At 63.8% G+C, this 24,522-nt stretch carries 10 protein-coding genes and 4 pseudogenes; 5 read left to right on the top strand and 9 right to left on the bottom strand.

The features are described 5' to 3' along the window. Positions 1-218 precede the first annotated feature (218 nt). The 3 genes and pseudogenes from IBX22_RS35345 to IBX22_RS35335 all read left to right on the top strand — a co-directional run bounded on the left by IBX22_RS35345 (position 219) and on the right by IBX22_RS35335 (position 3,346). Positions 219-548 carry a hypothetical protein gene (locus tag IBX22_RS35345; RefSeq protein WP_194820183.1) on the top strand — a complete coding sequence of 110 codons (330 nt, stop codon included), beginning with the start codon at positions 219-221 and terminating at the stop codon, positions 546-548. 127 nt (positions 549-675) lie between these two features. Continuing rightward, complete coding sequence (locus IBX22_RS35340) at positions 676-1,905, top strand: helix-turn-helix domain-containing protein (protein WP_194820182.1); 1,230 nt, start codon at positions 676-678, stop codon at positions 1,903-1,905. A gap of 248 nt (positions 1,906-2,153) precedes the next feature. Then, a pseudogene (locus IBX22_RS35335) lies at positions 2,154-3,346 on the top strand (IS701 family transposase). Between the two features lie 364 nt (positions 3,347-3,710). On the opposite strand, the pseudogene IBX22_RS35330 reads toward IBX22_RS35335, so the two are convergent. The 8 genes and pseudogenes from IBX22_RS35330 to IBX22_RS35295 form a co-directional block, all read right to left on the bottom strand. Beyond that, positions 3,711-4,379: pseudogene (locus tag IBX22_RS35330) on the bottom strand (transposase). Positions 4,380-5,046: 667 nt separating this feature from the next. Further along, a complete protein-coding gene (gene rfbD / locus IBX22_RS35325; protein ID WP_194820181.1) occupies positions 5,047-5,907 on the bottom strand; it encodes a dTDP-4-dehydrorhamnose reductase in 861 nt (286 codons plus the stop codon). After that, on the bottom strand, positions 5,904-7,247 hold the full coding sequence (gene rfbH / locus IBX22_RS35320) for a lipopolysaccharide biosynthesis protein RfbH (RefSeq protein ID WP_194820180.1): 1,344 nt from the start codon (positions 7,245-7,247) through the stop codon (positions 5,904-5,906). Before rfbH ends, rfbD begins: the two co-directional genes overlap by 4 nt. 4 nt (positions 7,248-7,251) lie before the next feature. After that, complete coding sequence (locus tag IBX22_RS35315) at positions 7,252-8,469, bottom strand: glycosyltransferase (protein WP_228540148.1); 1,218 nt, start codon at positions 8,467-8,469, stop codon at positions 7,252-7,254. A gap of 55 nt (positions 8,470-8,524) precedes the next feature. Further along, positions 8,525-15,910, bottom strand: a complete 7,386-nt coding sequence (locus tag IBX22_RS35310) for a type I polyketide synthase (RefSeq protein ID WP_194820178.1) — start codon at positions 15,908-15,910, stop codon at positions 8,525-8,527. 10 nt (positions 15,911-15,920) lie between these two features. Then, entirely contained in the window at positions 15,921-17,027 is a 1,107-nt protein-coding gene (locus IBX22_RS35305) for an SDR family oxidoreductase (RefSeq protein WP_194820177.1), read from the bottom strand. Between the two features lie 253 nt (positions 17,028-17,280). Further along, complete coding sequence (locus IBX22_RS35300) at positions 17,281-18,528, bottom strand: hypothetical protein (protein ID WP_194820176.1); 1,248 nt, start codon at positions 18,526-18,528, stop codon at positions 17,281-17,283. Between the two features lie 38 nt (positions 18,529-18,566). Next, complete coding sequence (locus IBX22_RS35295; protein ID WP_194820175.1) at positions 18,567-20,819, bottom strand: MMPL family transporter; 2,253 nt, start codon at positions 20,817-20,819, stop codon at positions 18,567-18,569. Between the two features lie 575 nt (positions 20,820-21,394). Between IBX22_RS35295 and IBX22_RS35290 the strand changes: the two are divergent. Beyond that, positions 21,395-22,534 (top strand): annotated as a pseudogene (locus IBX22_RS35290) (IS3 family transposase). Positions 22,535-22,576: 42 nt separating this feature from the next. On the opposite strand, the pseudogene IBX22_RS37795 reads toward IBX22_RS35290, so the two are convergent. Next, positions 22,577-22,854 (bottom strand): annotated as a pseudogene (locus IBX22_RS37795) (phenolic acid decarboxylase); the annotation flags it as partial. Between the two features lie 372 nt (positions 22,855-23,226). Between IBX22_RS37795 and IBX22_RS35280 the strand changes: the two are divergent. Next, positions 23,227-24,309 (top strand): ISAs1 family transposase, encoded by a 1,083-nt coding sequence (locus IBX22_RS35280; RefSeq protein ID WP_309234922.1) that lies wholly within the window; start codon positions 23,227-23,229, stop codon positions 24,307-24,309. Positions 24,310-24,522: the final 213 nt, after the last annotated feature.

Raw genomic sequence — 24,522 nt, 5'->3', positions numbered from 1 at the left:
ATTCTGACGGACTGCCTCACATTGACCCCGGGTGTGCGGAGCGTCGCGCGAAGGTGGGTCCGGGCAGGCTGGCCCGAGGCCCCAGGACGATGCCGGCGTTAAGCCCCGCCTTTCGGTCGCCGATTCGTCGCGAGCACCGAGCCAGAGCGACCGCCAAACATGATGTCGGTGCTGTCGGGCATCCTCTATAGGACAGCCGATTTGTGCCGGAGGACATCATGCCGACCTCGTTGTCTGACAACCAGATCCAGGTAATCGCCACGGCAATCGAATCTGGACGAGCGCCCCGTGTCTACTTCACCGAGGCTGCGGCCGGCATGGTCGAAGGCCGATCCGGCAAGGTGGTCGCCGTCGCCGACCTCTCCGAACCCGACTCCTTACGCGTGCGCCCCGCCGGGTTGAACGACACCCTCGCCTTCTCCCCCAGCGAACTCACCCTCACCAAGCCATCCCGACGTCGCTCCGGTAACCCTCCACGCGGTGAGGCCAACTTGCCGTTCGACGATTTCGGCGACGACGGTGCACAGAGCCGCGACCTCCCGAGGTAGTTTGTCCCCACGAAAACCACTGGCGCGCCATTGAACTCAGATCTTTTCAGCCAGGACCCTTACTCCTACGCGTGTTGCAGCGAAAATCGCTGTTTGCAGGCAGACCCCGCCGCTACGCTGCACCCTCGTGACGCACACCGGATCACTTTGGAGCCCCCGCACCGAGGTTGAACTTTCCACTGCGCTCGACAACGGGTTACTCGAGGAAACTCACTACCTCGACCTGAAGCGCACGCTGGACCCCAGAAAGTCCGCCAATGGCAAGATCGCCTGTGACATCGCGGCTTTCGCTCTCGACGGCGGCATCATCGTCATCGGCATCGATGAGGACGAACAGGGCGCCCTGAGCCTGTGGCCGATCGAGCTGGCCGGCCTGCCCGAACGCATCGAAAGCATCGCCGCCACGGCTGTGCACGAAGCGGTCCAGGTCACCACGACCCGTATCGACGCTGCCCGCAAACCCGGTTTCGGCTACCTCATCGTCCACATCCCCCAGTCGCCGCGCGCCCCGCACATGGTCGACGGCCGCTACTACGGGCGCGGCGACAAGAAGAATCGCGTCCTGCCTCAGGAAGAAGTCCTGCGACTGCACCAACGCCGACTCGGCGGGCGCAGCGACATCATCGCCAACACCCACCGCGCCATCGCCGAGCTCGGCCCGCGCAAGGGCCGCAACTCGATCTTGGCCATCCTCGCCGAACCCCTCGGTGCCCCTGACGATCTCTTGGTGCCACTAACCGACCCGGCAGACTGGCACGAAGGAGTGCTCCAACTCGTGCGCTCGGCTGCGAAACCTGAGCACGGAGGCTACTCCCCAACTCTGGCCGATGCCAGCGGCTTCGGACGCCGGGCCAACGCGGTCGCTCTGACGACCGGCATGTACAACGGGCGCTGGCAGGGCGAGCAGAAGGCAGCCGAACTCAGCTTTCACGAAGACGGATCACTTCTGCTGGCCTCCGAGCGCGCTGTCGAAACACTGACATTCACCCATGTCGCGCCACAGCCGCCACCGACGGAGGTTATCTTCGAAACCTTGATCATCGGTAACACCGACCTGCTGGTGCGCGTGGCCGCGCAGGTCGCGGAGCGCTACGGATTCACCGGCACGTGGCGGATCGGTTTGGTCATCACCGGGCTTCGGGGAGCCCAGTCCTGGACCCTCGCAAATCGGGATTTTGGCCGGGAGGGGTCAATCTTCACTGCCGAGACCTACGAGCGGGCCACCGAAGCAACGCTGCTCGACCTCACCCGCGATCCCCGAGCCGTGGCGGAGTCTCTCGTCGCTCCCCTCCTTCGCAGCATCGCCGCACACCACGCGTGGCGCAGCTACTTCAATCCCGACGCGGCGGATAGCTAACCGGCGCTAGCGCAGCGCTCCTGTCCACTGGCACGCCTTGAACGAGCTGCCACAAATCCGAACACGCTGCCGTGCAGCAGTCTTCGCAGCAGCGCACTCGCGAGGGAAAGCTGGCGGCCCGACGTAGCCTCCCTGCGCGCTCCTGCGATCTCGATGGTCGTGTTCGTGGAACAGGGCAGGGCGGACTAGCACGACAGTGGTATTTCGTTGCGCTGCAGTATGTCTGATGTTGTTGTATTTTGTCGTCCGTGTTGGGTGATGTTGTGGCCGAAGATGTTTCGGCGTGGCGGGCGGGTTTCGACGAGGTGTTCGCTCGGGTGGCGGGGGTGTTCTATCGGGCGGAGCCGCGGCTGTGGGCGCGGGCGTATCTGACGGGGTTGCTGGCGCCTGTGGAGCGCAAGAACACCTGGCAGTTGTCCGAGGCCGCGGGGGAGGTCGATCCCGGCCGGTTGCAGCACTTTCTGAATCGGTCGCGCTGGGATGCCGACGAGCTGCGCGATTGTGTGCGCTCGTATGTGGCCGAGGCTTTGGCCTGCCCGGATGGTGTTCTGGTGCCGGACGAGACCGCATTCTTGAAGAAGGGGGTGAAGTCGGCAGGGGTACAACGCCAGTATTCCGGTACCGCCGGGCGTGTGGAAAATTCTCAACTGGGGGTGTTCTTGGCCTATGCCGGGCGTTCGGGTCGGGCGCTGATCGACAGGGAGCTCTACCTGCCCGAGTCGTGGATCGGTGACATCGACCGGTGCACCGAGGCGGGAATTCCTGAAATCCGTTGCGAAGAGGGACTTTTAACGAAGCCCAGGCTTGCGGAGACGATGATCGCCCGGACCCTGGACGCCGGAGTGAGCGCGGGGTGGGTGGCCGCGGACGCCGCTTACGGGCGCGACGGTAAGTTCCGGGCATTCTGTGAGGCCCGCCGCCTGTCCTACGTTCTGGAAGTGCCGGTGCGTCAAACGGTGACCGATCTGGACGGTCGCCGACGCGTCGACACCCTGGTCGGGCGTGCACCGGGCGACGCCTGGCATCGGGTCTCGGCCGGACTCGGCGTGCGCGGAGAACGCGTATACGACTGGGCGTGGGCCACCCTCCCGCATTTCGGGGACCTCCCCGCCGGATACGCGCGGACCCTGCTGGCTCGCAGATCCCTCGATGACCTGACCGATATCGCCTACTACCTGTGTTTCCACCCCGCCACCGTCACCGCGAACAGGTCGTCGCGGTCGCCGGAGCCAGATGGGCGGTCGAGGAATGCTTCCAAGCCGCCAAGGACCAATGTGGCCTCGACCACTACCAGGTTCGGAAATGGGAACCCTGGTACCGCCACATCACCCTCGCGATGCTGGCCCACGCCTTCCTCGCCGTCACCGCGGCCACCGACCCAAAAGCCCACGCGGGTTGGGCCCACTCACAGTCGCCGACATCCGCCGTCTCCTGGCGATAGTCCTACACCCAGCCCGCACACTCACCCACGCCCTGGCGGCGTCCTACTGGAGACGACGCCATCAAGACCACGCCCGCCAACTCCGCCAACAACGAAACCGATTATGAAACAACGAAATACCACTGTCGTGCTAGTACTGCAACTGCACTCGGGTGGGTGGCCGCGTCGCCGGTAGTGCGAGAGCCGGGCTTGGTGTTGTCGGCGTCGTGGCCAGCGTGACCAGGCCCAGATGTGGTCGGCGGCATGGACCGGGGTGAGGACGAACGCGATGAGTAGGCGGCGGATCTCCGGTAGCGTGAGGGCGATCATGCCCTCATCGAGGTCGTTGGTTCTCTTTTGCGGCAAGGGTTTTCGTGGCCGCGAGTCAGGCAATGGCGAGCATCGACAGGGTGATGTGGGCATACCAGGCGCGCCATTTGCGGACCTGGTAGTGATCGAGCCCGGCCTCCCCTTTGGCCTGCTGAAACGCTTCTTCCACGTGCCAGCGCGATCCGGCAGTCCAGGCCAGATCTACCAGCCTGGTAGTGGCCGGGCCGTAGCAGAGGTAGTAAGCGATCTCAGCGGGGTTGCTGATGCTGCGCCGGGCCAGCAGCCAGTGCCCGCGCCCGCTCTTCCAGGTGCCCTCGATCTGTCGGTGGGCCCAGTCGAATCCGCGCGGACCGTGCGCGCCGGCACCGACCGAGAGCCGCTGCCACGAGGGCACCCCAACCGATTTCACGCCCTTCTTCAGGAATCCGGTCTCGTCACCAGCTAGCACCGCGCCGGGGTCGCCGAGGCGTTCGACGACGTAGTCACGCACGTCGTCACGCACACCCTCGTGGTCCCAGTCCGCCGCGCGCAGCAGTCGCTGCATCCCATCCGGAGCGCTCGCCGACCAGAGCGTTCGGCGAGGGTCCATCCGTTCTTACGTTCTAAACCCGCGACCAGACCCGAAACATACTCACCCGCCCGCACCCGCGGCTCGACGCGTAAACCGGCCCCCGATCCTGTCCATCAACGAATCCAGCTCGGCCACAGCACAATCCACCACCACACAACAGATCTACCAGCAACGAACCGGGCACGCGATGCTGCCGAGGGTTGTTAGTTGGGACCACGCCGTGCGCTACCTGCCCAGCCTCAACACACCCACGATCCGGGCATGGGTGCGCCGCTACCCACAAGGCCCGGACGGCCCGCTCGTCACGCCCTGTCCAGGCTTCCCGCCCGCACTGCTCCTGCTGCCGCATCGCGAACTATCTGTCCCGCAAAGCGAATACGAATTATTCCTGGCGGCTCCGCAGCCCGGAACGACAGCCCCGATTGATGCAGCCGGGCCCGCCCGGCCACCACTCGAACATGCGTGCCAACGGCGTGGGAGGACCGGGGTTTCGTATGCCAGAGGCCTGTATCCGGGAGCCGCGCGGTGACCTGCTGATCGTCGCGGTCAGTGACCCGATCCCACCCTGCCCACCGTTGGTACTGACCCGCACGACCTGCAACTGATCGCCGGCACCGCGATCGCCAGCGCCACCACACGCCAGCACGGCGTCGGAAAAGTCGTGTGGGCGGTCCTGCCCCTCGACCCTGTAGAGACCCGAACATCCCCGCACGCATCGACTGAAAGCCTTCGAACGCAGGGAATCCGGGCAGCGCGCGGCGCGCGGAACGGGTGAACACATTGTCCGGTCGGTCGAGGGCCCGGCGGCACGGGTGCGAACCTAGGCTGGGCCCGCCCCCTCGATGGCGCGGCGCAGTCCGTCACGCCAGTGTGGCAACGGAGTGAGGCCGCAATTGATCCACGCCGAATTCGACAGCAGGGAGTTGAGTGGCCTGGCTGCGGCGTCTCGGAAATCTGCAGTGCGACAGACTTTCACCAGGTCGACGTCCAGGCCGCTCTCTTTCAGGATCGTCTGTGCGAACTCGTATTTGGACGCAGACCCGCCGTTCGTCGCGTGGAGGAGACGCGGCGGACCGGGGTGTGTGACGAGGTCGAACAATGCGGCTACGAAATCGACAACGTAGGTTGGGGATGCGATCTGATCGTTGACAACCGCTACTGGCTCACCGTGCGAGCACTTCCGAATCAACCGCGCCGGAAAATCCCCGTCGATCCCCGCGTATAACCACATCGTGCGGACAATCAGTGCGTCTGGCGACTCTGCTCGGACGGCTCTTTCACCAGCCAGTTTGGATCTCCCGTAGACACTCAGCGGTGCCACCGGCGACCCTGTCTCCCACTGCCCGGCCGTCGCGCCATCGAATACATAAGCGGTCGAGATATGGACCAGCCTTGCCCGGGCTCGTGCGCATGCGCGTGCCAACAGCTTCGGACCGAGAGCGTTGACCCGAAAGGCTTCCTGGGACTCGGTCTCGGCGGCATCGACATCGGTGTAGGCAGCGCAGTTGATGACTAAATCGCCCGGCGAAATGGTGTCTTTCAGTGCCACCCAGTCGGTAATGTCGAGAGATTTTGATCCGTACCCGAGAACCGGTCGTGTATCACCCTGGAAAGGACTGACCGGACTCGCAATTCGACTGCCCAGAAGTCCGTCCGCACCGGTGACGACCAACCTGGTCAAGCCTTCTCCTCCACAGTTTTCGCGGGCGTCCACGCCGCCGCCTTCCGATACCCGGAGACGAATTCTCGGATCGACGCGATCACGTAATCGGTCATCTCATCGGTTATTTCAGGGTATACACCTACCCAAAAGGTGTTCTCCGCAACGTAATCGCTGTTCGTCAAGTTCGCGGCGATGCGACAGGCGATGCCCGAGTAGGCCGGATGGCGCAGCAGATTTCCGGCGAACAGTCCCCGGGTTGCGATCCGCCGCCCTTCCAGGAAGTTGACGATATCGATGCGACCGAAAGGAGCGTCGGGCATGACCGTCATAGCGAAGCCGAACCAACTCGGGTCACTTCCGAGGGTTGGTTCCGGCATGGCCAGGTAGGTGATTCCATCGAGTCCCTGGCGTAGTTGTCGCCAATTATGCCGGCGCCGAGCGCAGAAGTCGTCCAGCCGGGTCAGCTGGGATAAGCCGAGTGCTGCCTGGAGGTCCGTTGTCTTCAGGTTGTACCCGATATGTGAGTAGATGTATTTGTGGTCGTATCCGTACGGCAGCTCACCGAGCAGGTGTTTGAATCGCTTGCCACACTTGTCGCTCTCGCCCGGCTCACACCAGCAATCACGTCCCCAATCCCGCAAGGATTTCACCACGCGGGCCATCACGAGGTTATCGGTGAGGACACATCCGCCCTCGCCGGTAGTGAGGTGGTGCGCCGGATAGAAACTGACAGTGGCCAGATCACCGAACGTGCCGGTGAGTTGGGACCGATATGTCGAACCGACCGCATCACAGTTGTCTTCGATCAGGAAAAGGTCGTGCTGGCGGCATATTTCGGAGATTTCCGCCACCGGATACGGGTTACCCAGAGTATGGGCAAGCATTACGGCCCGGGTTCGCGGTCCGATTGCTTCTTCGACCGCCTCCGGCGTCGTGTTGTAAGTAGTTGAATCGATGTCGACGAACACCGGTTTCAGACCGTTCTGCAGGATAGGGTTGATCGTCGTTGGGAATCCGGCGGCCGCCGTGACCACCTCGTCTCCCGGCTGGAGTCGAGCATCTTCGAGCTCCGCAGCGGTTAACGTGGTCAGCGCCAATAGATTCGCCGACGAGCCGGAGTTCGTGAGCCGAGCCTTCCGCATTCCAAGCTTTCGGGCGAATGCGGTTTCAAATTTTCGAGTAACTATTCCGCCCGCGATACGCATATCCAATGCAGCCTCGGCCAGTGCGGTCTTGTCGTCGGCGTCGAGGCAGGCGCCAGAGGATTGGATTTCGGTGATTCCCGCGACGAAGCGACGCTCTTCGGCCCTGTTGTGAAACTCTCGTATCCTGCTCAGCAGATCTTCCCTGTCGGTCATCCGTCTACTCCCCACGTGCGTTCGCCGGGATGAGGTGGAGCAGGTCGTCGACAAAAGCGCTCTGCGGTGGCAGCGCCCACATGTGTCGCTTCAGCGATTTCGCAACTGCTCGATAGTCATCGTCCTGAAGTATTTTCTCGCAGGAAGCGTGGATCTCTGCTGCCTGCACCGACATCGGATCGACGCGGATTCCGGTCCCGAGAGATTCGCACCGCGCCGCGTTCCCGGGGTGATCCGCGAAGAAAGGCATGAGCAGCTGCGGCACACCGCAAGTGAGAGTGTCGCGTATCGAGTTCAGCCCGCCATGAGTGATGAATAGGTCTGCATTAGGCAACAGCAAGGACTGCGAAATGTAGGGAAATAAGTGAATATGCGGTGCCAATGACCTGAATGCATTACGATACAGCGACGGCAGGGAAACCACCGCAGTGCAGTTGATTTCGGCCAGAGCGATGAAAATCTCCTCGTAGAGGTCGGTCATGCGATCCATGAATCGCGGAGAATACGGCCCTATCGAGCCCAGCGAAACGTAGACGATAGGCCGGTCCTGAGGAAATCTAGCGAAGATCTCCGGAAGCTGTTCGCCACGGCGGACCGGAAGCTGGTGCCGATAACGAACCAAAGGGGTCTCGAAATCTGCGTGGTCGAACTCCCGCGGAGCGAGGGAGACTGCTAGATGGCGCAGGATCCCAGGTACAGAGGGCTCCTCCGGGAGCCCCAGTTTTTCTCGTTGCGCGGTCAATGCAGGCCTGATCAAGTCCTGGTGCAGTTTTCGCACGATCGGCAGCGGCCCGATATCCACGGTAATATTTGGTATTCCGAGCGCTTCAGCTGCCAAATATCCGCCGAACTCCGTGCACTCATGCACCACGACATCGGGCCGCCAGGTATCGGACAATTCGATCACGCCTTCGGCTGTCCGCAAGGCAACCCGATCGGATACGAACGCGGACAACAGCTGCCTGTCGAAAGCGTCCGCTCCCTGTTCGATCAGACTGCCGAAAAGTCTGTCATCGAATTCGAGGTCGACCCAGAGGGCGCCCGCGTCGATGGTTTCGACGCCGTAAGTACTACGCAACCACGGCGACCACTCCGCGGGTGCTGCAACCCGCACATCGTGACCGTAGGCGCGAACCGTATCGACGAGTGTGACCAGTCCACGGAAATGCGATTCGAAGGGATTTGTCGTTACCAATACCCGCGGTTCTCGGCCGATATCCATGCGGATCACCACCATTCTTCTTCGAAAACGACTGACCGGATGCCGTGCCTGTCCGTCATGAATTTCGCAGCGCCCGAGAGACGGCGTCGGTGAGTCCGTGAATATTTCCCGCCGCCAGCAGTTCCATCGCCGGAATCTCACGGTCGAATACTCGGTGTAGCGCCACCCTGAGCTCACTACCCATCAGCGAGTCCAAGCCCAGGTCACCGAGGTTCGCGGCGGGGTCGAGATGTTCTGGGGTGGTCTGCAAAGTGGTGGCCACCAGCGAAGTCAGTGCTTCTGCCACAAGCGTGTTGCGTTCCCGGTCGCTGCTTGCTCTCGAATATCGATCCTGGAAGACATCTACTCCGAGATCGTCACTTTCTTCGGGGACCAGGCCTGCGAACCGCTTACTACGCAGCGCTGGCAGCAGCTGAACCATGAGTCCCCAGTTCATTTGGCCTACTGTGACGACTGGCGAAACGCGGCCGACGAAGCGGTCGAATTCGGTGCTGGCCGTGCCCGTTGGCAGCAGCCCGATGCCTGCGCGCCTGCTGGTGTCCGCCATTCTTCGCGCGGTGTACCCGACCTCTCCGATACCGCCCCAGGCGAGCGCCAGCCCCGCCCGTCCAGCCGCTCGTCGCGATCGCATCAGCGCTTCCAGCTGGAGATTGGCGGCGGCGTAGGGTGCTTGACGAATATTGCCGACGAGCGCGGCGACGGAAGAATAGACGACGAAGAAGTCCAGATCCCGGTCCCGGGTGAGCTCGTCGAGCACCGTCGCACCACGGACTTTGGGGGCCAGCACGGCGGCGAACCGCTCGGCGGTCAACTCCTCGAGCAGGCCGTCGTCGAGCACCATGGCGGCGTGCACAACCCCACGTATCGGGTGGCCGGCGGCGTCGGCCTGCTCGAAAATTCGGCGGACCGCTTCGGCATCGGTGATATCGACAGCATGGGGCCGCGCTTGACAGTTCATGGCGGTCAATGCGGTGAGCAAAGTCCCCGCTTCCGGGGATGCCGCGCCCCGCCGGCCGATCAGGGCGAGATGGCGGGCGCCGGCCGCGGCGAGATGGCGTGCCGTTGCCGCGCCGAATCCCCCGAGACCGCCGCTGACCAGATAGGTCGCCTCCGGATCAAGACTCAGGGGCCGGTCGGGTTGGTGGACCGGAACCGGGTCGCCGTCTTCGAATGTGACGACAACCTTGCCGATATGGCGCGAATGGCGCAGGGCATGCAGGGCATTGCCGATCCGCGCTGCTGGGTAAAGCTGGTGCGGCAGAGGCGAATACTGACCGGTCCCGGCCCGCTGGGCGAGGCGCTCGAAGGCTTCGGCGGCCAGGTGGGGCGAGTCCGCCGCCAAGCGGGTGATATCCACGCCGAAATAGGACAGGTTGTTGCGGAAGGGGCGCAGCAGCAGCGGCTGGTTGGTGTAGATATCGCGCTTTCCTAGCTCGACAAAGCGGCCGCCGGGCCGCAGACATGCCAAGCCACGTGAGATCGCCTCCCCGGCAAGGGAATTGACTACAACATCGACGCCACGCCCCTCGGTGCAGGCCAGCACCTCGGACTCGAAGGTCAGGTTGCGGGAGTCCAGCACATGCTCGGCGCCGAGCACGCGTAACAGATCCCGTTTGGTGGGCGACCCGGCGGTCGCGATTACTCGGGCTCCCACATTCTGGGCGAAGCGCAGAGTAGCGAGCCCGATACCACCCGCCCCGCCATGAACCAAAACAGTCTCGCCGGGTGCCAGCCGTGCCAAGTCTTCCAAGCTGTACTGCACGGTGAGATAGACCGCGGGCAGCGTCGTCGCGTCCGCATATCGCATGCCCTCGGGTATGCGCCCGGTCTGCTCTGCCCGAACCCGGACGTGGGAGGCCATCGTGCCCTGTCCGAGCGCGAAGACGCGGTCGCCCACCGCGGGTGTCGTAACTTCTGCGCCGACGGCGACTACATCACCCGCGCATTCCAGGCCGAGCGCTGGACCGCCGCGCACCGGCGGTTCGGCACCAGGTGGCAGCATTCCGGCCGCCAGCAACACGTCCCGGTAATTCAGGGCCGCCGCGCGCACCTTCACGATCACTTCACCGGGGCCGGGCTGCGCTGGTTCTCTCGGAGTCCACATCAAACGGCAGTCCGGCGACCGCTGCTCACGTAACCGGAGGGCGTACCACCGATCCGGATCCGTCGATGCGAAGCTGGGCGCGACTGCGACCGTCCGGGGTACGAAACGACCTGCCGCGGTGAGGACTACCTCATCCTCGTCGCCGGATTCGCAAAGCTCGCTCAACACACGGAGAGCGTCGGCGACCGGATCGTCCGACCGCACCAGCGACAACCTGTGCACCTTCAGGCTGGGTCGTTCGTTGGCAAGAACCCTGCCGACGCCCCACACGCCGGCACCGCCCCCCGCCGGACCATCGGGGGCGGGAAACAATCCGGTCGGATCAGTCACCAGCCACAGCGCCGGAGTCGTATCCGGCTCGGCACCGAGAGCCGCCGCGGCCGCACGGATCAGCCCGGCCCGCCGGACCTCAGTCGCCACCGGATCGCCGCCGTTGGCACCAGGTTCGGCGCCGAGGAATAGCACGACACCCTGTGGCGACCGTCCACTTGCGAATCCATCCGCCCAGATCCGCTGCCCGGCAGCCTCACCCTTGACGACAAGCGCGTCGGCCCCGAGAGTCGTCAACTCCTTGGCGAGAGCCGCGCCAATGCCCTCGTCGGGACCGTCGGTGATGATATGCCAACTGCCGGTCATAGCCCCGGCCGCCGGAAGGTCGGCAGCAGTCTGGGACACACCGCGGTGCCGCGCGACGGTCACCGAAAAGCCGCCGCTCGGGGTCTCGATCGCGCTCCCCACCTGGACGACGGCATCGAAGTCGCCGTCCGCCAACAGCGGCGGCCAATCCTGTACCGGCAACAGCGGTGTCGATCGCAGATCCGGATCGGCGAAATCCCAGAAATTCGGGAACAGTCCGAAGCAAGGAGCAAGGATCTGTTCGTCGTGACACTCCACGGCGAATAAGCAGCCCCCGTCGGCCAGGAGCGCGCCGACCCTACGCACCGTGTCCCGGAGACCGCTGGTGGCGTGCAGTGCGTTCGACGCGATGACGACGTCGTATGCTCTCGGGGGAAAGTCTTGATCTACCGGCTCCTTGCCCAGGTCGAGCGTGCGGTATTCGATGAAATCGTAAGCGCTGAAACGTGATTGAGCGCGCGGGAACAAGTTCGCCGTGACATCGGTGTAGGTGTACGTGGTGAGCTGCGGCGCCAAGATGGGTAACACTTCGGCCGTGCACGCGCCCGTGCCCGCACCGACCTCGAGAATTCGGAGTGGCCGGTCGGCCGGCCACTCGGCTATTGCCGCTCGCAGCAGGCTACGCAGGTATCGGTTGTGCAGCACTATCGGTGGTGAGCCGCTGTAGACCGATTCGACATGGTCCCGATCGACTTCCGCGTCCAGCAGCAGCTCGACCGCGTCGGCGGTTCCGCGCAGCAGATCCGGCAGGTGCATGCCACACCGGCTGTACACGGCCAGCGCGGAAATCCACTCGGGGAAGTCCGCCGCACAGCGTCGGGTGGTCTCCTGCGGCTGCGGCAGGTTGCGGACGCGCCAGCGCTGCGCGCCGTCGATCTGCTCCAGCAGCCGTGTTCGCTCGGCCATACTTGCCAACAGCAGCGCGTATCGAATGTGCTCCGGCCGAACGCCTGCCATGATCAGCAGATCTTGGTCGAATACCGCAGCGCCGGAGAGCAATTGCTGGAACGCGCGCACTACCCAGTGCGTGAACACCTCCTGGAGCCGCCGGGCGAACGCGGGATAGCGATCGTCGTATCCGGCCGACAGTTCGGCACGTTCACCGATGGTCGCAGCCACCATCTCGGCCGGAGCGGGCAGCCCGACTGGTCCCGCACCCGCTGTACGGGGCGGCGGTGCAGCCCGGAGCACCTGCTCGAGAGTTTGCGTTGAATCGGCGCCCCCGGCGGTGACGCCGTGCATCCGGCAGCCGGTCAGCTCCGCCACGACCTCCCCATCAGGGTCGGTGATCGTGATGTCGCACACGACATCCCGAGCATCGCGGCACGTCACGCGGGTGAAGATCCATCCCTGTACGACGGGGCGTCGCCACACTCGTGCCGCGCCGATCGCGATCGGCACGTACATCGACGCATCGTGCAGCCCGCCCAACAGTGGCGCGACGGCTTGTAGCGCACCATCCAATACCACCGGATGCGCTTCGTATTCATCGAGCGTCGCGCTCTCATAGGTGTAGGCCGCGAGCACCTCGTCCACGCCCACCAGCAATTCGGTGAGCACCTGGAAATGGCGACCATAGTCGAGGCCCACCCGGTTCATTTCGCTGTAGTGCAGTTCGGCGTCGGCCCGCTGAAGCTCGGGACGATCGAGCACAGCGGCGAGGTCCAACCGCGCGGGAGAGGAGCCGAGCAGGCGGCGCACTCGGGCGCGGGCATGGGTCCGCCACTCGGTGGACTGTTCACCGCGAGAGGCGATTCGGACAACCCCGTCTTCCTCCGAAAGCGAGGTCTGCAGCAACTCGGTGCCGTCGCGATCGCTGGAAAGCACCAGAGCCCGCACGATGTCCAGGTCGGTAACCTCGGCCGCCACACCGAAAGTAACCCGTCCCACGGCGAGCGCCGCCTCCAGATACGCCGCGCCGGGCATGACCACTGCGCCGTCTACACGATGGTCGCGCAACCAGGGCAGTCGTTGCGAACTGACGATTTGATGCCAGGCGGGTTCAGCGACAGCGACGCGCCGACCGAGCAATGGGTGGACAAACGACCGATTCTGCGGGACGCGGCACCAATCGTCGGGTGTTCCGACCCAGTGCCGCTCACGTTGCCAGGGATAGCTGGGCATCTGGACAAGGCCGCCAGGGCGGGGAAAGTATTCGGTGCCGGGCCGCGCTCCGGCAGCCAGCACCGTTGCCACGGTGCGCCCGATATCGCCGGGACCGTCCTTCATGCGCCGGGCGGTGGGGATCACGACGGCAGCGGGTGCGGTATGGCGCAGGTACGAGGCGAGCACCGCGTGGGGACCGACCTCGACGAAGATGCCGCAGCCGTTCGCAGCAGCGGTCTCGACTGCCTCGCAGAACAGCACCGGTTCCCGGATATTGCGCCACCAGTACTCGGCATCCAGCCGTTCGCCGTTCAGCTGTGCACCGGTCACCGTGGAATAGAAAACGGCGCGCGCCGGACCGGGGGCGAGATCGGCAAGGGAAGTGCGCAAGTCGAGTTCGAGCTCGTTCATCGCAGCGCTGTGGAACCCGTAGTCGAGACCCAGTTCGCGGAAGAAGATTTCGCGCCCGGCCAGTTCCCGACCGAGGTCGCTGAGCGCATCGGCAGCACCAGAAACTGTGACGTCTCGGTGGCTGTTGACTCCCGCCAATTCCAACCGGCCCTCGTAGGTGCTCAGTTCGGCCAGCGCATCCTCACGGGAGAGTCCAACAGCAGCCATTCGCCCTTTTCCCGCAGTGCGCGCTTGAGCGCGGCTGCGCTCGAACACAACTCGGCAGGCGGTCGTCAAATCCGTTGCGCCACAGACGTATGCGGCGGCAATCTCGCCCACACTGTGCCCGAGAACCGCGTCCGGACGGATGCCGCCGGCCTCCAGCAGCCGCACCAAGCCGAGTTGCACAGCGAACAGCAGCGGCTGCGCGATCTCGGTACGGGCGATTCTGGATTCCTCGGCGACCAGTTCGTCGCGGACCGACCAGCCGAGTAACGGTGCCAGTTCGGCATCGATTTCCTCGATTGCCGCGCGAAAGACGGGCTCAGCAGCCAGCAGTTCGACGCCCATACCGTGCCATTGCGATCCGTTGCCGGAGAACACAAATGCGACTTTCCCCGGATTGGCGTGTACCGCGATGGCGGTCGCAGCCGGAGAATCTCCGCGCGCCGCACCATAGAAAGCTTCGGCCGCCTCGGTGGGATTGCGTGCAAGTACCACGGTGCGCAACTCGTGACGGGTACGGCGCACCGCAGACGTGTAGGCCAGATCGTAGAACTCATTTGGAGACGCGAAAGCCAGGTGTTCGGCGAAACTCTCACTCGCGGCGCGCAGCGCCTCGGCTGTGCGCGCGGAGGCCACCACCGGCACTCGGCCCGAGGGTGCGGACTGCCTATCGAGGCGGTCCGCCTGTGGTGGTCCCGCCAGCAGCGCACAAGCATTCGCGCCACCGAACCCGAAGGAGTTGACACCCGCCAGCCGACGCCCGGTCGTCGCCAACGGCTCGATGCGCAGCACCGGGCGCAGATTCCAGCGGTCGAAGTCGATCGCTGGGTTGAGCGGCTCGGCGTGCAGAGTGGCAGGAATCCGGCCGTGCTGCAGAACCAGCAGCGCCTTGAGCAACCCGGCAATGCCCGCCGCGGCCTCCAGGTGACCGATATTGCTTTTGACCGAGCCGATGGCGAGTGCCGTGGCGCGCGGCGACCCCAGTGCGCGACCGACAGCCTCGCACTCGACCGGGTCACCGACTGGTGTTCCAGTTCCGTGCGCCTCGAGGTAGGCCAGGTCGTCCGGCAGAGCACGTGCACGGGTGCACACCGCACGCAACAAATCTTCCTGCGCTGCGGCGTTCGGCACGGCCAGCCCAGGGGTACGGCCGTCGTTGTTGACCCCGGTGGCGAGGACCATCCCGTGAATCCGGTCACCGGCGGCGATGGCATCGGCCAGGGGTTTCAGCAGCACCAGGCCACCACCTTCGGCTCGCACGAAGCCGTCGGCATGCGCGGAGAAGGCGCGACACCGTCCGCTCGGCGACAGCATGGCCGCGCCTGAGAAGCCCGCGAACGTCATCGGGTTGATCAAAATGTTGACACCACCGGCGAGCGCGAGCTTGGAATGGCCGGCTCGCAAATGCTCGCATGCCTGATGCAACGCGGTCAGCGCCGAGGAGCACGCAGTGTCGACAGCCACACTCTGTCCGTGCCAGTCGAAGTAATAGGACACCCTGTTGGCGGTGTTGCAGGCGGCTGACCCGCTGATCGTGTACGGGTTTCCCATTTCGGGCACGCAGGACTGGAGTTCGCCGTAGTCGCGGCTGGAGCAGCCGACGAACACCGCGGTATCCGACCCGGCTGTCTCGGCGTGATCGATTGCGGCATCGTCCAGAGCTTCTACCGCCAGTTCGAGCAGTAAACGCTGCTGGGGATCCATCCGGGATGCTTCCCGCGACGAGATCCTGGTGAAGAACGATGTATCGAAACCGTCGATATCGGCCAGGAAACCGCCCGCCGCGGTGTAGCTGCGGGAGGGGCTAGCCCCCCGGGGATCGACGAAGTCCTCGACCGGGAATCGATCACGGGGGACTTCGCCGACCAGGTCACGACCGGACGACAGCGCCGCCCAGAGGTCGTCGAGGCTGTTGATACCTCCGGGAAGACGGCAGGCTACGCCGACGATCGCGATCGCGTCGGACGGCAAGTGCGCCATGACATATCTCCTATTGTTGTGGAGCAGTCGTGTGATCCCTGTCGAATCCCATCGCGCGCGCCAAGTAGGCCGCATCTATCGGTTGCGGGTCGGCGAGGTCGCCGATACGGGTGAGGAGTGCGGTGCGGTCGTAGCTTCGGCTGTATTGGCTGAAACGCAGATAGCCGTCCAATGTGTTTGTCACCAGCCGTTCTTCGGGCGTGGGATCCATCACATGATCGACACACTTGATCACCATCCCTGGTCGGCGGTTCTCGATAATGTCGAGAACAGTGCGCAGCGGGGTGTTCACCGGGTGGACGACATGGAAAGCGCGCAGCCCTGGCTCCGGTTCAGCCGCTGTGCGCACCATCGCCTCGACTGCGTACTCGATCTGAACGAAGTTGACACACGAATTCGCACTCATGGGCACCCGCACCGTGATGTCTCGGTGCGCCGCAGGCATCAGGGTCGTCGCAATTCCGGGCGTGCCGCCGAGTTGGAGGTCGTCGATCACCTCACCGAAAATGAGCGCCGGGTGGCGTGGCGCTTGCGCGGCGAGCGTCTCGTCAGTGATCAATACGCTGGGACGGAACACGACGGTCGAACGCCCGGGTCGCGCGCCCCATTCCCGGACCAAAAGCTCTGCCTGATACTTGGATTCGTCATAGGCGGATTTGAACCCGTACCGGTCGTCGAGGTCGTCTTCGGAGACCAGGCCATCGGGACGCGCGCCGGCGACACTGACGGAGCTCCCGTACACCAGCCGGCATGGATGAACCGTCTGCCCGGCGAATTCCAACACGTTACGGGTTCCCAGAACATTCGTTCGGATGAGCCGCTCGCGTCGTCCCATGAGTGCGATGTCACCGGCACAGTGCCAGAGCTCGGTGGTCTCGCCTAGCAGCCGCCCGTGCATCGCGGGTGTCATGCCGAGCCAGGGACGGGTGATGTCACCGGTGACGAAGCGCAGTCGCCCGTTGATCTGCGATCCCTCCAATGCCGCCAACACCCGCTCGCGAACTTCAGCCGCACTGCCCCTGCCCAGCACGATCACATCCCGCTGGGGGTCTTCCATCAGACGAGCCAGCAGCCGCGAGCCCATGAATCCGGTACCGCCAGTCAGCAAGGTAGCCATTCGTCAAGCATGGCAGCACAGTTTGAAGCGAGCATCGTTTCCCAAGAATTTGCGAGAAATCGAATATTGTTGCGAAGAGCCAACAGTGAACTGCCATGCAAATCATATTTGAGCAGGTCTAAGCCACGAAAGATGCGCCAACCGCATTTTTCGTCGAAGCGATCTATGGACGCCTGGAGTTAAATAGCATGGATTTTCAGTACCTGGTTTGGGCCTACGCGGGCCCCGCACCCGGTACAGATGGCGTGCTGACTTATCGTTGGCTTTCGGCCGCGCTGCACTTCGAAAGGTATTCGCGTATACGGCTATCCACTCGCTGTACATACGACAACGGCCCGGTGGAGTCGATCGTTAGCCTGCCGTCAAAAGTGGTGATGAAGCTGTGCCGCGGAATCTTCACCTGTACCGTCATGGCCTCGGTGATGAGGTACAGCGCGGGATGAAAGTCTTCGATCGTCAACCCTTCTGGTGCGCTAAGCGGGGGTAGGGTGCCCCAGTTCGCGGACTGCACAAGGGTTTTTGGTGATGCGATGAGCGAGGCCAGCCGGTCAGCGACGCACAGCCATGAACGCTGTATGGCACCAGTCGCCAGGTCTCGGGTCAGTCGAGCACTGATTGCCCGGGCCAAAGCGAGATCCTCTCCCCCGGTGACGACTTCGGCGACAAACCGCGCAGTGCCCTGAACGTTGGTTCCGTCGGTGGTATCCACCGGCGGAACCAGTCGTCGACGTAAGTCGACCGCATATTCGTAGGTCAAATCGGCGACCGCGACGCCAAGGGCGTCGGCTGCGGCGCGCAGCAGGGCCGCCGAGACCACCCCGTTCAAAGTAGTGTTTTCCTGCCGCCCGAGCGCGAGCAGCGACTCCGTCTCCTGCATAGTCAGCCGCGTGCGAGTCCATACAACCTCTTCGGGCTCGGGCTCGGGCTCGGGCGGGTCCGAGGCCTGATCACCTGCCGGCGTTGATTTTTGCGCTGCGACGCCATCGGTAGGTGCGACGATCCCGCGCTCGGACAACAAGTCCTCGAGGCACCGGGGGTACGGGCGCACGGGCGCCTGCGATCGCCTGCCCGCGATCGTGTCGGTGTAGTACGACCACAGAGTGGCCAGCAGCCGCAGCGAATGCGGCCCGTCCGCAATGGCGTGATGGGTCAGCAGCGTGACCGAAGATGTCTCCCTGTCGCGTCGCACGACGTGTACGGCAGCCGCCGATCCCCGCAAGTCCGACAGCTGGTCGAGCGGGTCGTCACTGCTCGCCCGCTTCTGACTGACGCCGGCCGAGACGACGGGGACCGTTTCGAGGACCGCCTGCCCCGCGCCGTCGGACACTATTCGACACGACAGCACAGGATATTCCGCCCGCAGTGCGTCGAAGGCACGCGACAACGCGACCATGTCCAGCGGCCCGGAGACATGGGTCGAACAACTCACATAGACGCTCACGGTGGCGAAGAATGCCTCGCTCGGAGCCAGTCGCCGGATCAGCCTGCTCGATGATGTCATGCTCAGTCTCCTGAGGTTGGTTGGAACTGTTCGAATACCTACCATGCCTTCGTTTTTCGCGCGTCCGCCTTGTTGGCGCGGTCCACGTTTCCGGTCAGGGGTGACCTCCGATCGGTGGCCGGGCTTGCCACTCCGGCTCGGACAACCGAACCATCACGAGCAAGGATGGAATCCGTTGTGCAACAACTTATCCGCGCGGCAACCTTCAGCAGGAACTGCGGAGCCCACCAAACCCTCTCACCGAGAATCCCGAGGACAGCCGGCACCAGGATCAGCCGAACGATGCTGGCGTCCACGACAGCGGCGAGGGCGACACCCAGGCCGACCATCTTTGTCGCGGCGACCCGAGACGCGCCAATGGCGAGCAACACAATGGTCAAAATGGCCGCCGCGGAGGTGATGATTCCACCGGTACGCTGGATGGCTCGAACGATGGCATCGCCGTGTGCGGCACCGAGTTGCCGCTCCTCGGTCAACCGCGCCATCACGAAAACCCCATAGTCCATAGACAATCCGAACGCAATGCAGACGATCAGGATCGGAAGCGTGGTGTCGATGACGCCGGTCGGGGTGAAACCGAGCAATCCGGAGAGGTGCCCTTGCTGGAAGACGAGCACGATCGCGCCGAGACTCGCGGTCAAACTCATGCCGTTGAGTAACACCGAAACCACCGCGAGAGTTACGCTTCCGGTCAGCACGAAGGTCGCCAGCAACGCGACAGCGATCACCAAGACCGCAGCTATCGGCGCGGTTCCGGCGAGCGCAGCTTTGGTGTCCAGCAGCGTCGCGATCTCACCGCCCGCTCGGATATCGTGATCGCGGGCGACACGCTGGATTTCGGCAACCAAGGCCTGCCCCTGCGCAGAGGTGGGTTCGATTCCATTGCGCGCCGACACCAGCAGCACTCGGTTCCTCGCGGCCGAACTCGCCTTTGGCTCCGCCAGCAAAGGCGGTGGTGCGACGCTCGTGACATCATCGATTTCACGCAGCTCGGACGAAATCCGGTGCACGTCTTGAAGATTCATATCGGCCGGAATTGTCAGCTGAACAATTGGTAGCGCGGCCGAGTCGAAGTCGGAGCGCAGCATGTCATGGGTAGCCCGCATGTCGGCACCAGGGGGCAGTTGCCGATCGTCCATGGTGCCATAGAGCACAGAGCCGAACGGGGCCGCGAGCGATACCAGCAGTCCCATCGAGGCGATACCGAACACCCAGGGGCGGCGCAGGACCCTACGCGTCCAGCGAGCCCATCTGCCCCCATCAGGCGCGGTGTCCTCGGGCCGCCTAGCTCCGATCCGATGACCGACCACCCTCAGCGCCTCGGGCAGGAAAACCAGAGCCGCGAAAGTCGAAATCGCAACTACCACAACACCGGCGTAAGCGAACGAACGCAGAAAGTACATCGGAAACAGCATCAGCACGGCCACCACCGCCGCGAAGGTCGCCGCGGACACGAGCACAGTACGGCCAGCGGTAGCGACAGTCCGCTCGACAGCCGCGTCCACGCTCTCCGCAGTGACAAGTTCCTCCCGGAAGCGGCGCACCAAGAGCAGGGCGTAATCGACGGCGAGTCCCAATCCGACGGCGGTTGTGAGGTTTTGCGAGAATATCGACACCTCGGTGAACTGGCTGAGAAATTTCAACGCGGCATCGGTTGTCACTATGGAGAACACGCCGACCGCGATCGGAAGCAGCGCGGCGGTGAATCCGCCGAAAACTATCAGCAGAATGATCAGCACCAGCGGCACAGCAACAACTTCAGCCTTGATCAGGTCCGCCTTGATGGCCGCGAGCACCTCCGCTCGCACGGCCGCGGGCCCACCCAACCGGACGCTGATCCCGGGGCCGACATCGGGGAGTCGCGCACGCACAGCCGCCAGGGTGCGATCCTGCACAGCCTCGTCACCTTCGATATGCGCAAGGACGAGCCCGGACCTCCCATCCATAGAGCGCAGTGTCGCCACCGGCAGCGTCCACGCGGAGACCACCCCAGTGACACCGTCCGTCGCCGCAAGAGCGGCGGCCAGCCGTCGGCCCGCCTCGCTAACCCGCGGGTCATCGACCGAAGACACACCGCCGGGCGTGGAAACGAGCAGGAAAAGATTCGGCGCGGCCTGCGGGGCGATGACACCGATTTCCTGCGCTACCAGCGCCGAGTCCGCTGCCGGATCGATCGCGCCACCTGCCAGCCGACAATCCGGTAGCAGGAGTCCGGCAGCCACGGCCAGGAGAAAGCTGACCACCATGCAACTCAGTAGCGGACGGATGCGGAACCGCACTGTGCCGGCCATACCCTCCCCTCACCCAAAGACGTTACGAATCAGTTGGATACGAATCAGTGGTTCGGACACGCGCCCGAATTCGGCGTTTGAGAGCGGCGGCCGCGCTGGGTACCCCTGACGTGGGGCATATTCCCGAATCACAGCGATAGCCTTGCAGCACTTTGACACTTGGCTGGCACCACAGCCGCCACGTTGAGACCCGCCCCGAAGCGGTGCTTGCAGAGCGAGATCGGGGCGGTCGAGGAGCCTTCAAGCGCGCCGCGGGAACAGAGAGTGTCTCGCCCACCTCTGTGGCAAAATCTTGACGCAGAATCAGAGCAAAGTGTGGCTGGACAACATGGTGCGAGGAATCTCAACCGGCCAGAGCGCTAAGTGCCGAGCAACCCGAGCACGTCCTGTCGGAAGACCTCCTTGACTGCCGAATCAGCATGACACAGCCAGACGAGGTACGGAAGTGCCTGTGAACCCTCCCGTGTTTGATGCACACCTTCTTTCTTGGGAAGGTTGTGGGCATCAGGGACTGCCCCCGGTTTGGTTGATTCCTGATCTGTGAGGACTTGGTCCTCGCTGGAAGGATGTCCACCATGCCCAAGCCGTATCCGGAGGAGTTCCGCCGCGATGTCGTCGCCGTCGCCCGCAAGGGCAATGCCTCGATGAAGCAGGTGGCCAAGGATTTCGGGATTTCCGAAGCCTGCCTGCACAACTGGCTCAAACAGGCCGACGTCGAGGACGGGAACAAGCCCGGCCTGACCCGGGAAGAGTCCGCGGAGCTGCGGGAGCTGCGTAAACGCACCAAGCAGCTCGAGCAAGAGAATGAGATCCTGCGGCGCGCTGCGGCGTTCTTCGCCCGCGAGCTGCCCCCAAAATGAGGTTCCCGCTGGTCCTCGACCTGGCCGCGGACGGGTTTCCTGTCGCGGTGACCTGCCGGGCCCTCGGCTTCACACCGCAAGCTTTCTATAAATGGCAGCAAAACCCTGTGTCCCAACGCGATTGGGCCGATGCCCACCTGATCGACGCGGCCCGCGACATCCACGCCGACGACCCCGCGTTATCGGTTCATCGCCGACGAACTGGGCGACCGCGGCATCCGCGCGGGTGAGAATCGGGTGCAGCGATTGTGTTCACAGCAGCGGATTTGGTCGGCGTTCGCCCGCAAACGTGGGCTCAGCAGACGTGCGGGACCACCCGTTCATGACGATCTAGTGGCTCGTGAGTTCACCGCTGCGGCACCAAATCGGTTGTGGCTCACAGATATCACCGAACACTCCACCGGTGAAGGGAAACTCTATCTCTGCGCGATCAAGGATTGCTTCTCCAACCGGATCGTCGGCTATTCGATCGATGAGCGCACGACCGCCTCACTGGCGGTGGCAGCGCTGCGCAACGCGGTCGCGATCCGCTCACCGGTCGCCACCGTGGTCCACTCCGACAGAGGTAGCCAGTTCCGCTCCCGAAGATTCGTGCATGCATTGTCGGCCAATGGATTACGCGGATCCATGGGGCGGGTCGGGGCGTGTGGTGACAACGCCGCGATGGAGTCGTTCTTCGCGCTGCTGCAACGCAACGTGCTCGACCGCCGGCGCTGGGCGACACGCGAGGAACTACGGCTGGCCATCGCCGTCTGGATCGAACGGACTTATCACCGCCGACGGCGGCAACGCCGACTCGGACGCCTGACACCGGTCGAATTTGAGACAATCAATCAGCCCGCACTCGCGGCCTGAACCACCACACCCCGCGAGTCAACCGAACTCGGGGCAGTCCCTAATGTCCACGGCCACGGAAGTTCCCGTCGGCTCGGTCCAGCAGACCTTGAAGTGTCCGTCGCTGAGGCGCGCGATGTCCACGCCCTGATTCTTCACCCATCGACCGCCGACCATCCCGGAGTGGAGCGGTAGTCGATTGCCTCGGCGTTCTTGACGTACATCTCGTAGCGCCAGCCGTTGTCGTAGGTGTAGATGAACCGGCTTCCCACGAGCCCGGTCAAGTCAGCGTCGGCCTGCGTGTCATCACCCGCAGGCTGGACGGTGGGGTGCCAATACAGGATGTTCTCAACGCGTTCTACATTGACCGACGGGGGACACCGAATGCGACATCATAGTTTGCTATCTAGTTGCCACGGGCTGAAACTCATCCGCGCGTCGCACTGCGACACGCCAGCACAGCGCTGCCCGGGACTGCCGTCAGGGTTCCGGCAAAGTCCGCACATGAGCGCTGACCTGCGGTTTTGTGTCCGATTTGTCCGACACGCCAGGCAAGAAATGAGGGGTGGGCACGGCAGCGCTCGAGTTGATCGCCTCTTCCACAAGTGCGTCACATCCGGAGTTCTGCCGTGCCCGTGTCATCATCTCCCATTCCTGCCCGTGCCGTCGAGATGTCTTGGGAGGGTGGTGAATCGGTCGCTTTTGCTGGTGTTGTGAGTTTGCTGGATGTGCTGGGAGAGGTGGTCGATCCAAGGGCTCGCCGGGGTGTGCGGTATTCGGCACGAGCGACTTTGGCAGCTGCGCTGGCAGCGGTGGTGGCGGGTTCGCGGTCGCTGACCGCGATCGGTCAGTGGGTCGCCGAGGCCCCCGCGACGGTGGTCTCCCAGCTCGGGTTCGAGGGTTCTGTGCCGACGGAATCGACGATCCGCCGATTCCTGCAAGCCCTGGACGCGGACGCTTTCGACAGGGCGATCGGGGAATGGATGTGGCGCAAGACCGGCGCGCGCGGTCGCCGAGTGGTGTCCTTCGACGGGAAATCCTTGCGCGGCACCCGCGATGGCGAGGACCGGCCGATCCACCTGCTCGCCGGTGTCTGTCAACAGTTGGGCGTGATCGTGGGGCAGATCGGTGTGGACATCAAAACCAACGAAATCCCCATGCTGCGTGAGCTTTTGGGAGGAATCGACATCGACGGGATGGTCATCACCGCCGATGCGTTGCACACCAACCGCGACACCGCCACCTACATCACCGATCTGGGCGGGCACTACTTGCTGACGGTCAAAGACAACCAACCCCGCCTGCGCAAGGCTTTGAAGAAACTGCCCTGGCATTCGGTCCGCACCCACGACCGCACCCGCACGCGAAAGCACGGCCGCGAGGAAACCCGCACCCTCAAAGCCCTCGCGATCCGCGGGCCCGCCATCCATTTTCCCGGCGCCAGAACCGCATTGAAAATCACCCGCCGCCGCGTCGATGCCAAGACCCGAAAATTCCAGAGCGCCACCATCTACGCCATCACCAGTCTGACGCCGGCCGAGGCCACACCCCGCCAGATAGCGGCCTGGTTGCGCGGACATTGGCACATCGAGAACCGAGTGCACTACGTCCGCGACGTCACCTTCGACGAAGACCGATGCCGAGTCCGCACCGGCGCCGGAGCACAAGTGATGGCCACTTTGCGAAACACAACGATCGGTCTGTTACGGATAAGTGGCCATCACAACATCGCACACGGCCTGCGCTACCACTCCTACCAGCACCAACGCCCCTTAGAACTGCTCAAAAGTTGCTAAAAGGGACTTTGCCGGGGCCCTGGGACTGCCGTCCCGGATAAGTACACTCCCCCGCTCATCTCCCGATCGGCGTGACGAGCGCCCGAGGCCAGGGCCGAGGACGACTCGGATGGTGGTGCCAGCGCGGGGATTCGATCCGCCCCACAGAAATCCCACACTTTTGGCGGGATGTATCCGGTTCTGATGAGTCTTGTTCAGCAGTCTCGTTTCATC

This window comes from Nocardia sp. XZ_19_385, assembly GCF_015355755.1.
In the GTDB taxonomy this organism is placed as follows: Bacteria; Actinomycetota; Actinomycetes; order Mycobacteriales; family Mycobacteriaceae; genus Nocardia.
The sequence above is the reverse complement of the archived record's forward strand: the minus strand, read 5'-3'. Positions and strand labels throughout refer to the sequence as shown.